The organism is Candidatus Kuenenia stuttgartiensis, from assembly GCF_900232105.1.
GTDB classification, from domain to species: domain Bacteria; phylum Planctomycetota; class Brocadiia; order Brocadiales; family Brocadiaceae; genus Kuenenia; species Kuenenia stuttgartiensis_A.
Genome location: NZ_LT934425.1, coordinates 3,010,197 through 3,022,406, shown reverse-complemented (window position 1 = coordinate 3,022,406; position 12,210 = coordinate 3,010,197). Strand labels below are relative to the sequence as shown.

Sequence of the window (12,210 nt, the reverse complement as noted above, 5' to 3'; positions counted from 1 at the left end):
ATATTTACAAAAAATCAACTTAATAATTATAATTTATTCAACAATTTTTGTAACGACACCTGCACCCACTGTCTTCCCACCTTCCCGAATTGCAAACCGCAGCCCCTCATCCATAGCTATCGGCGTTACCAATGCTACATTGATCTTCACGTTATCCCCAGGCATCACCATCTCCGCACCGCCTGTCAAAGTTACCACCCCGGTCACGTCAGTCGTCCTAAAATAAAACTGTGGTCTATATCCATTAAAAAAGGGAGTATGCCTTCCTCCCTCTTCCTTAGTCAATATATACACCTCCGCTTCGTATTTAGTATGCGGCGTTATACTGCCGGGTTTCGCTAACACCTGACCACGCTCCAGATCATTCTTCTCTACCCCCCGCAGCAACAATCCCAGGTTATCCCCTGCCTGCCCCTCATCCAACGTTTTATTAAACATTTCCACACCAGTAACCACAGACTTCTTTATATCCGGCTTAATCCCAACAACATCTACTTCATCTCCTACCTTCACTCTACCCTTCTCAACCCTGCCTGTTCCAACTGTACCACGCCCTTTTATGCTAAACACATCTTCCACGGACATCAAAAACGGCTTATCTATTTCCCTTATAGGATCGGGGAGGTAAGCATCCACCGCATCCATTAGTTTCAATATCGGTCCACAACTCGCACATTCCGCGCCTCCACATCCACACTGTGCCGCCTTCAGCGCAGAACCCTTCACTACAGGTATCTCATCCCCAGGAAAATCATATTTACTCAATAGCTCCCTTATTTCCATCTCTACAAGTTCCAACAGCTCCTGATCCTCTAACATATCCACCTTATTCAGGAACACCACAATCCTGGGAACTCCCACCTGCCTTGACAACAATATATGCTCGCGGGTCTGCGGCATCGGACCATCCGGCGCACTTACAACCAATATCGCTCCATCCATCTGCGCCGCACCTGTTATCATATTCTTTACATAATCTGCATGTCCAGGACAGTCCACATGCGCGTAATGCCTCTTCTTCGTCTCATACTCCACATGCGATATCGCTATCGTTATACCTCGTTCGCGCTCTTCAGGAGCCTTGTCAATTGAATCAAACGGCCTATCCTTCGCCAACCCCTGCTTCGACAATACATGCGTTATTACTGACGTCAGCGTTGTCTTACCATGATCCACATGCCCTATCGTACCTATGTTTAAATGCGGCTTAGTTCGCTGAAATACTTCTTTAGCCATTAATTTAAACCTCCAATATTTTGATTTATGAATACGTTATGTAACATTGCCAACAGATTTTGCAGGCGCCGGTCTGTACTCTAAAGGTTCCATAGTAAAAGTGCCTCTTCCTTGAGTAATGGAACGTAATGTCGTTGAATAACCAAACATTTCAGCAAGGGGGACTTCACCTTTAATAATCCTTATATTTCCCTTGGTTATCATTTCCAATATATTTGCTCTGCGACTATGAACTTCTCCTATCACATCACCCATGTATTGTTCCGGAACTGTTATTTCAATAGACATTATTGGTTCCAGCAATATGGAATTCGCCATTTCAACACCTTTTCTAAAAGCAATACATGCAGCAGTGTAAAAAGCTAGATCAGAAGAATCTACAGGATGCGTAGAACCATCTATCAACGTTACTTTGATATCAATCAATGGCGGACCGCCTGCAACACCAGTTACCGCAGTATCACGAATACCTTTTTCTACAGATCTCACATATTGCCTTGGGATTTTACCACCGACTATTGCATCAACAAAAGTTACCGGTTCATCACCTTCTTTAAATGGCTCCACAGTTATCCATACATGACCATATTGTCCATGTCCGCCAGTCTGTTGAACAAATTTTCCTTCCACCTCAACTTTTTTCCTAATCGTCTCACGATATGATACCTTTGGCGCACCAACATTTGCGTCCACATTATACTCGCTCAACATCCTGTTTTTAATTACTTCCAAATGCAACTCTCCCATTCCGGAAATAATCATTTGACCGGTTTCCTTGTCCAAGTGCATCCTGAAGGTAGGGTCTTCTTTCGCCAGCTTCGTTAGCACCATCCCCAGTTTTTCTTTTTCTTTATCTGATTTCGGCTCTATCGCCATTGAAATGACCGTATCCGGAAATTCCATCTTTTCTAAAATTATAGGATTGTCCAGATCACAAAGCGTATCGCCGGTAACTGTATCTTTGAGGCCAATCACAGCGCAAATTTCACCGGCTATTACCTCGTTAGTTTGCTCCCTATTTGCCGCATGCATTTTATATATACGGCTAACCAGCTCTTTTTTATCTTTTCCCGAATTTAACACCCTCGTTCCGGAAGTTAACTTTCCAGAATAAACCCGTATAAAAGTCAAATCGCCATGTTTATCAGAAGCAATTTTAAAAGCCAACGCACAAAACGGTTCTTCCACAAACGGTTTTCTGGAAATTTCTTTATTAGTTTTTGGATCAATACCAACAATGGCCTCTTTATCCACTGGCGATGGCAAATAATCGCATACCGCATCAAGTAAAAGTTGCACGCCTTTTTTCTTAAATGACGATCCACACAATACCGGAACAAACTTTAAATTTATCGTCCCTTCACGAATAGCCTTCTTTATTTCTTCTGTTGTGATTTCTTTCCCGTCTAAAAACTTTTCTGTAAGCCAATCAGTGTGATTGGCCAAGGCTTCAATCAACTTTTCTCGTTCTTCTTCTGCCTTTTTTTGGTATTCTGCAGGAATCTCTTCATCAGAGAAATTCATACCCGTTTTATCTTCTTCGTCTGAATATATCCTGGCTTTCATACGAACTATATCAATTAATCCTCTAAAATTCGACTCATTGCCAATTGGTACTTGTATGGGAACTGCCGTAAATCCAAGCCTTTCGTTAATTTCGTCAACAACCTTATAATAATCTGCACCTACCCGATCCATTTTGTTTACAAAACAAATTCTTGGCACTTTATATCTATCCGCTTGCCGCCATACAGTCTCCGACTGCGCCTCTACCCCTCCAACACCGCAAAAAACGCACACTGCGCCGTCCAAAACTCTAAGAGATCGCTCCACTTCCATAGTAAAATCGACGTGCCCCGGAGTATCAATCAGGTTAATCTGATAATCTTTCCAACTACATGTAGTGGCAGCCGCAGTAATAGTAATGCCTCGTTTTTGCTCTTCTTCCATCCAGTCCATGGTAGCAGTGCCTTCATGAACCTCACCCATTTTATAAGATTTTCCAGTATAATATAGTATACGTTCTGATGTAGTTGTTTTTCCAGCATCGATATGTGCAGCAATTCCAATGTTTCTTAATTTTTCAAACTTCATCTTTTTTTAATCCACCCTCAATTAAAACTTTGACCATGCAAAATGTGCAAACGCCTTATTAGCTTCTGCCATTTTATGCGTGTTTTCTCTTTTTGTTATTGATATGCCTTGTTTTTTGTATGCGTCCATCAACTCATCTGCCAAGCGTTGGAACATAGGACGTCCTTTTTTGCTTTTAGCAGCTTCTATTATCCACCGTATCGTCAAAGCTATCTGTCTTTGTCTCGGGACTTCAACAGGTACTTGATATGTGGCACCTCCCACACGCTTCGACCGAACCTCGACCAAAGGCTTAACATTATTTACTGCTGTTTCAAAAAGTTCAATAGGAGCTACATCAGATACTTTTTTTTCTATCAGATCCATAGCACCGTAAAATATCTTTTCTGCCGTACTCTTCTTTCCCTTTTTCATAAGGCAGTTGATAAATTTTGTTATTAACTTACTTTTATATTTTGCATCCGGTTGTAAAAATTTCTCAGTACTTCTATACGCAAGAGCCATCTATTAAATTCTCCAAAATTAAGACCTATTTAGGGGTTTTTGCGCCATATTTAGATCTGGATCGTTTTCGGCCATTTACGCCGGCACAATCCAATGTTCCACGGACTATGTGATATTTAACACCTGGAAGGTCTCTCACCCTTCCTCCCCTCACCAATACGATTGAATGTTCTTGTAAATTATGACCTTCGCCTGGAATGTAAGCACTTATCTCCCTGCCATTTGACAACCTCACCCTCGCAGCTTTTCTCAAAGCTGAATTTGGTTTCTTCGGAGTTCTCGTCATTACTTGAAGGCAGACACCCTTTTTTTGAGAACATTTTTCTAAATCTGGGCTTTTACTTTTATTTTTTGTTTTCTTTCGACCTTTTCTTATTAATTGATTTATTGTAGGCATATCTCCCCCACTATTTATAATGTTGGCTCTAATAACTCTTCTTTTTGCTTGCTTGCTTCCTTGATTGCAACCTCATCTGTAGAAATTGCATAAAGTGTATTGTACGACTTATATCCGGTACCGGCGGGCACCAAATGACCAAGAATTACATTTTCCTTTAATCCTACCAAATTATCAACTTTTCCTTCAAGCGCAGCTCTAGTCAATACTTTTGTTGTCTCCTGGAAAGAAGCTGCAGATATAAAACTATCCGCCTGCAGAGATGCTCTCGTAATACCCAGCAATAAAGGTTTTGCAGTTGACGGTTTTCCGCCCATATCTTTTATCTTCTTATTTTCTTCTCTGAATTTAAATTTATCCATGATTTGTCCCGGAAGAAGATTGGTATCCCCAGCATCCTCTATTTTTACCTTCCTAAGCATTTGACCAATTATTATTTCAATATGTTTATCGTCAATCGGTACGTTTTGAGACCGATAAACATTTTGAACTTCTTTTAACATGTAAGTCTGCAATTCTTCCTCGCCACGTATTCTCAAAATATCTTGCAAAACCAACGGCCCTTCTACAAGTGGGTCTCCAGCTTTAACAAGATCACCCCTATGTACCTTTAAATGTTTACCTCTTGGTACAAGGTGTTCACTCTCCATACCACCTTCTCCTCTGACAATAATAGTTCGCTTACCGCGCCTTTTTTCCCCCAACTCCACGACCCCTTCTATTTCACTCATAACTGCAGGGTCTTTTGGCTTTCGTGCCTCACAAATTTCGGCGACTCGCGGTAGTCCACCAGTTATATCTTCCGTCCTGGAAATCTCTCTCGGTGTTTTCGCAAGCAACGTACCCGGAGTAATCTTCTCTCCCTCCTCAACCTCCAGATGAGCCTTTTCAGGTATTGGATACAACCCTGAAATCTTACCATTCTCATCCTCTATAATTATTTGAGGGTGCAAATCACCCTTATGTTCCATAATTACTTTACGTTTAAATCCGGTGGATGCATCGGATTCTTCTCTGACAGTTTTGCCTATTTCAATATCTTCAAAACGAATAGACCCTGACATTTCCGCTAATATAGGAACCATGTGTGGGTCCCAGCGGGTCAGTGTTTGGCGAACAGCAACACTATCGCCTTCTTTAACTAAAACTTCCGCACCAAGCACCACCGAATGTTTTTCGATTTGTCTTTCTTTTGCATCTATAATTAATATTTCGCCTTTTGAGTTAATAGCAACATTTTTTTCCTGTGGATTTTTAACAACATTCAAATTATGGTACTTAATTTTGCCCGAACGTTTTGCTTTTGTCTCAGAAGCTTCTACCGAACGAGTAGCAGTACCACCGATATGGAAAGTTTTCATTGTTAGCTGGGTACCAGGCTCACCAATTGACTGAGCTGCAATTATCCCTACGGCCATACCTTCCTCAACGAGTCCTCCCCTTGATAGATCCATTCCATAGCATTTCGAACAAAGCCCCAGAGACATTTCACACGTAAATGGAGACCTTACTTTTATTTTTTCGTATCCTAAAGCCTCGATCTTTTTGGCTTTTTCTTCGGTAATTAAATCGTTTTCTCTGATAATTACTTCGTCTTTAACTAAATCTACAATATTGTTTCTTGCAACCCTTCCAGTTATAGTCTTACTTAGAGGAACCTCCACTTTTTCCCCCCTGTAAACTACACTTTTTGTAATGCCGTTCTTGGTACCACAATCTAAAGAAGTAATCACTACATTCTGAGCAACATCCGCCAGTTTCCTTGTTAAGTATCCAGAATCCGCAGTCTTTAACGCTGTATCCGCTAACCCTTTTCTAGCACCATGAGTAGAACTAAAATACTCTAACACTCCTAAACCCTCTCTAAAATTTGCCTTTATAGGGGTTTCTATGATTTTTCCCGAGGGCTTCGCCATTAAACCACGCATTCCAGCGAGCTGTCTCAACTGCTGTGAACTTCCTCTTGCCCCTGAAGCAGACATCAGATAGACAGGGTTCAAATAAGGTATACCGCCTCTTGTATCATTTTTAAGAGCACCCATCATTTCTTCGGCTATTTTTTCGCCGGTGTATGTCCATGCATCTATAATTTGATTGTAGCGCTCTCCTTCCGTAATAACACCTTTTTTGTATAACTTCTGTATCTTTTCTATTTCCAACTGTGTTTTATCGATTATTTCACTTTTTTTCTCAGGCATCTTAACATCACTTATTGAAAATGATAACCCAGCCTTAGTGCATTCTTTAAATCCAATTTCTTTTACATCATCCAATAAAGTAATGGTCTTCTCTCTTCCGAGCATTTTATAACAATCCTGAATTATCCTGCTTATTCCCTTTTGATCTAAAGGATAATTGTAAAAAGGAATTCCTTCAGGTAATACACTATTAAATACAACACGCCCAGCAGTCGTTTCGCACAAGCCGCAAACTGGTTCTTCTTTTACTAAGCGATCGTTAACAACAGTGACCTGTTTTAATTTTATCTCAATCTTGTCGTGTAGGTGTAATTTATTTACAGACAGGGCATATATTACCTCTTCATTACCACTAAATCTTTTTAGTTTTTGCACCGCCTCATTCTGTATGCTGGCGGTTAAATAATAACATCCTAATACAATATCCTGTGATGGCACAATAATTGGCTCTCCTGAAGCGGGAGAAAAGATGTTATTTGTAGACAACATAAGAGTAATTGCCTCCGTCTGTGCTTCAATGGACAACGGCAAATGAACCGCCATTTGGTCACCATCGAAATCAGCATTAAACCCTCGGCAAACCAGTGGATGTAGCTTTATTGCATTACCTTCCACAAGTATAGGCTCAAACGCTTGTATACCCATTCTATGAAGTGTGGGAGCTCTATTAAGCAACACTGGTCTCCGCTTTACCACTTCTTCTAGAATATCCCAAACTTCTTTGTCCTTTCTACTCAGCATCTTTTTTGCACTTTTAATTGTATCCGCATATCCAAACTCTCTTAATCTTCTTATTATGAATGGTTGAAATAGTTCTAGCGCTATTTTCTTTGGCAACCCACACTGATGCAATTTCAGCTCAGGTCCCACAACAATCACAGAACGTGCAGAATAATCCACACGTTTACCAAGTAAATTCTCTCTAAATCGGCCTTGTTTCCCCTTTATCATATCAGTAAGAGACTTCAATGGCCTATTGTTGCTTCCAAGAACTGGACGTTTCCCCCTCGTATTATCAAATAAAGCATCAACCGCTTGTTGAAGCATTCTTTTTTCGTTTCTTATAATAACTTCGGGGGCATTAAGGTCTATCAGCTTCTTAAGTCGATTATTTCTGTTAATAATTCTTCTATATAAATCATTCAGGTCTGATGAAGCGAAATTGCCGCTTTCCAACAACACCAATGGTCTCAGGTCTGGCGGAATAACAGGAATCGCACTCAAAACCATCCATTCGGGTTTGTTGTCCGAATCCCGAAAAGCTTCTACAATTTCTAACCTTTTTATTATTTCTTTGGCACGTTGTTTTGAACGGGTACGGCCAAGTTCCTCGCGCAGTTCATTAGACAACACAACTAAATCAATTTTTTGCAATAACATTCGTATTGCCTCAGCACCCATCGCTGCCACAAAAGACTCTTCACCAAATTTTTCTTTAGTTGTTTTATATTCTTCTTCGCTAAGCACCTGATATTCTTTGAGTGTTGTACTGCCAGGGTCTATAACCACATAACCCTGGAAATAAATGATTCTTTCCAGCGACGTAGTTTTCATTCCCAAAAGAGTACCCAAACGTGAGGGCATTGCCTTAAAAAACCAAATATGAACGATAGGTGCTGCTAAATTTATATGGCCCATCCTCCTTCTTCTCACACGTGAATGGGTCAATTTCACACCACATCTATCACAAACAATTCCTTTATGTTTAATGCCCTTATATTTACCGCAAAAACACTCCCAATTACGTTCCGGGCCAAAAATACGCTCGCAAAATAAACCATCCTTCTCTGCCCTATATGTACGGTAGTTTATAGTTTCAGGTTTCTTAACTTCGCCATAAGACCAACCGCGGATATCTTCCGGAGAAGACAGCGATATTTTAACCGAACTATACTCATTTATTCTTTCGTAAATTATTTCTGCCATATAATAATCTCAAAGAGTCCGCACAAATCTAAATATTACGCGCAGCACTTCAAGCTCTTTTTTATAAAAATTCTAATGTAATATCTCGAACCCTTAATATTACTTATATAAACTCACAGTTTTCAAACTAATATCCAAATATTCATCATAAAATGCTATACTTTTAAAATATCCATCTTTTTCTTTTCTAACTTTAGATTTAATCCCAACCCCGCTATTTCATTTGAAAGCACCTCAAAGGATGCTGGGGTGCCAGCCTCCAATGTGTTTTCACCCTTAACCATGGATTCGTAAATCTTCGTCCTTCCTTCTACATCGTCACTTTTCACAGTAAGCAACTCTTGCAAATTATGTGCAGCACCATAAGCCTCCAACGCCCATACTTCCATTTCACCAAATCTCTGCCCACCAAACCTAGCCTTTCCGCCCAGAGGTTGTTGAGTAATCAGCGAATATGGACCTGTCGCTCTTGCATGTACTTTTTCATCAACCAGATGGTGAAGCTTTAGCATATACATATAACCCACAGCAACTTTTTGCCCAAAAGATTCTCCAGTACGTCCATCATACAACACTGCCTTTCCATCTTCCGGCAACTTTGCTTCTTTCAGTGTCTCGCGTATCTCTTCCTCTAAAGCACCTTCAAAAATGGGCGTAATTGCCCTAAAACCTAGCTTTTTAGCTGCCCATCCCAGGTGGGTCTCCAGAATTTGTCCGACATTCATTCTGGATGGCACGCCCAATGGGTTCAGTAGCATCTCTACCCTGGTTCCATCTGCCAAAAAGGGCATATCTTCTTCAGGAAGTATCTTGGAAATAACTCCTTTGTTACCATGCCTGCCGGCCATTTTATCACCAACGGAAAGCTTTCTCTTCGTTGCAATGGAAACCTTCGCTAGTTCCAAAACCCCTGTCGGCAATTCATCTCCGCGCTTCAACTGGTTTATTTTCCCATCTCTTTCTTCTTTTAACTCCTCCATTTTTCTTTTGTATTCCTGTGAAATTTCAAGTGCCAGTTCCTTTTTCTTCTTACTACTAAATGCGATATTTTCAATATTAAAATGATCTTCCATTGCAAGTATCGTTTTTTCAGACATAGCTCTCTCTGTTTTGTAAACCTGACCGGTTTGAATATCTACAAGAGCTTCTTCAATCTCTGCATTTATAGCTTTTAACATCTTTGCAAATTCTTTAGCAATAGTCTCATTATACTTTGACTCTATCTCGCTTACCTCACCCAATATTTTCTGTCTTTTTTCTTCTGAAATATACGACTTTCTTGAAAATACTTGCGTATTTATAATAATACCTTCCATGCCGGACGGAACTTCCAGCGATTCATTTTTAACATCTTCACCAGCACGTCCAAATATTGCATGTAACAGTTTTTCTTCAGGCGAAAGTTCACTCCTGCTCTTGGGCGCTATCTTCCCTACCAAGATATCTCCGGGTTTCACCTTTGTTCCAACCCGAATTATTCCATTTTCATCCAAATTTCTTAGTGCTTTTTCTGAAACATTTGGAATATCGCGAGTAAATTCTTCTCTACCCAACTTTGTTTCACGTATTTCCACCTCAAATTCATCTCTGTGTATAGAAGTGAATCGATCATCTTTTAACAAGGCCTCACTTATCACCATAGCGTCTTCAAAATTGTATCCATCCCATGTCATAAACGCTACTAATACATTTTTACCTAAACTAAGTTCACCATTATGTGTAGCCGCCCCGTCAGCGATGACCTCTCCTTTTTTGATTTTTTGCCCTTCGGTGACTATAGGCTTCTGATTTAGACAAGTACCTTCGTTTAACCCAACAAACTTTCTTAGTTTATAAATTTCATTGTTATCAATTACGATTTCATTTGATGATACCTTTGTAACAGTTCCATTCTTTTCCGATTGAACAGTCATGCTTGAGTTTTTGGCGACTACCCGTTCCATGCCCGTTGCGATAATAGGAGGTTCTGTCTTCAGCAGAGGAACAGCTTGTCTCTGCATATTCGACCCCATCAGCGCTCTATTCGCATCACTATGTTCCAGAAATGGTATTAAACTTGCGGAAACACCAACCATTTGTTTAGGAGAAACATCCATATAATTTACATCTTTGAAAGCCGTGTGCTTAAAGTCGCCATCGTGTCTGCATAGCACTTCCGTCTTGCCCAGCGTATCTTTAGTACTGATTAAAATATCTGCCGGCGCTATCAAACGACCCTCTTCCTCGTCTGCCCGTAAATATATTATATTTTTAGAAGGTTTTCCTTTTTCTATTAGACGATATGGTGTAATCAAAAAACCGTACTCATCGATTGTTGCGTATATACTTAAAGAAGCTATCAAACCAATGTTTGTACCTTCTGGCGTTTCTATCGGGCACACCCTCCCATAGTGAGAAACATGTACATCTCTCACCTCAAACCCAGCCCTCTTTCTATTCAAGCCGCCAGGTCCCAACGCACTTAACCTTCTTTCATGAGTTAGCTGTGCCAACGGATTTGTTTGGTCTAAAACCTGCGAAAGTTCACTTCGGCTAAAAAAATAATCGATCGCTGAAAATATGGTTTTCGAATTTACCAAAGAACGCGGTGTTAATTGTTCTGTCTCTTTTACACTTAACCTTTCCTGTATGGTTCTTCTTAACTTTAAAAACCCCTTTCTCAACTCTTCACCAACAAGCTCATCTATCGTCCGAAGTCTCCTGTTGCCTAAATTATCTATATCGTCAATTGATGCCCCAGGGGTACCTTTCCTCAACTTCATCAAATACCTAATAGCTTCTACAAAATCCTCTTTTTGCAAAGTCATTTTAGATGAATCGACATCATGACCCATCTTCCTATTTAATCTAAATCTGCCTACAGGCCCCAACCTATATCTTTTTTCATCAAAAAATTTATCATAAAATAACTGCCTTGCCTTTTCCACTTGCTGTGGGTTGCCTGGTCTGAATCTTGCGTAAATTTTCAACAATGCATCTTCATGAGACTTTGTAAAATCTGACTCCAGAGAATTTAATATTAAGTTGTCTTCTACTTTTTTGATCACATCTACTTTCTTTATTTCCAGGTCTGTGATTGCCTTAACCGTTGAATCAGAAAACTGACGACCCGCGTCCAGCAAAATTTCCCCAGTTTCAGGATTAACAACCTGCTCTGCAGTAAACCTACCTCTCAACTTTGCAGCCACATCATAATCAGCGATTTTCACCGTTTCTACTTCATGAAACAACCGAATAATATCCTCATCATTTGCGTATTCTGCGGATAACGCCCTGAGAAAACAAGTAGCGGGTAATTTTCCACTCTGATCAATCCTGACAGTAAGTACATCCTTCTTACCCACCTCCAACTCAATCCAACTTCCCCGCTCAGGAATTATTCGGCAAGAATGTAATCTTTTTTCTGCGTAAAATTCTTCTATAAAATCTACCCCTGGCGAACGATGTAATTGAGCAACAATCACCCGTTCTGTACCATTAATAATAAATTCTCCGCCACCGATAACAACAGGAATCTCACCCAGATAAACCTCTTCTTCTATAGGTTCATCTTTATCCAAACGCAACCAGACGCGAAAAGGACGCCCGTATGTCAATCGCAACTGGCGACATTCGTCTTGTGAATAACGAGGTTTTCCTAACTCATATTTAACATAATTTAAAGTTATGTTGCCATCGTAGTTGCTGACAGGAAATATCTCTCTCAATATAGCCTCAATACCAACATTTTTCCTCTTCGATGCTGGAATATCCAACTGCAAAAAGTCCATATATGCTTTCGTTTGAATCTGTGTAAGATTTTGAAGCTCTATTACTTCATCTACTTTACTGTAGTTTCGTATTTCCATAAATTCC

At 40.1% G+C, this 12,210-nt stretch carries 6 protein-coding genes; all 6 read right to left on the bottom strand.

Annotated elements, in window-relative coordinates; genetic code table 11:
- Window positions 1-33: 33 nt before the first annotated feature.
- On the bottom strand, window positions 34-1,236 hold the full coding sequence (gene tuf / locus KSMBR1_RS14045) for an elongation factor Tu (RefSeq protein WP_099325887.1): 1,203 nt from the start codon (window positions 1,234-1,236) through the stop codon (window positions 34-36).
- A 36-nt stretch (window positions 1,237-1,272) separates the two neighbouring features.
- Window positions 1,273-3,330 (bottom strand): elongation factor G, encoded by a 2,058-nt coding sequence (gene fusA, locus KSMBR1_RS14040; RefSeq protein WP_099325886.1) that lies wholly within the window; start codon window positions 3,328-3,330, stop codon window positions 1,273-1,275.
- Between the two features lie 21 nt (window positions 3,331-3,351).
- A complete protein-coding gene (gene rpsG, locus KSMBR1_RS14035; RefSeq protein WP_099325885.1) occupies window positions 3,352-3,834 on the bottom strand; it encodes a 30S ribosomal protein S7 in 483 nt (160 codons plus the stop codon).
- 25 nt (window positions 3,835-3,859) lie between these two features.
- A complete protein-coding gene (rpsL, locus tag KSMBR1_RS14030; RefSeq protein ID WP_099325884.1) occupies window positions 3,860-4,231 on the bottom strand; it encodes a 30S ribosomal protein S12 in 372 nt (123 codons plus the stop codon).
- A gap of 14 nt (window positions 4,232-4,245) precedes the next feature.
- Complete coding sequence (gene rpoC, locus KSMBR1_RS14025) at window positions 4,246-8,355, bottom strand: DNA-directed RNA polymerase subunit beta' (protein ID WP_099325883.1); 4,110 nt, start codon at window positions 8,353-8,355, stop codon at window positions 4,246-4,248.
- A gap of 155 nt (window positions 8,356-8,510) precedes the next feature.
- Window positions 8,511-12,203, bottom strand: a complete 3,693-nt coding sequence (gene rpoB / locus KSMBR1_RS14020) for a DNA-directed RNA polymerase subunit beta (RefSeq protein ID WP_099325882.1) — start codon at window positions 12,201-12,203, stop codon at window positions 8,511-8,513.
- Between the last annotated feature and the right edge of the window lie 7 nt (window positions 12,204-12,210).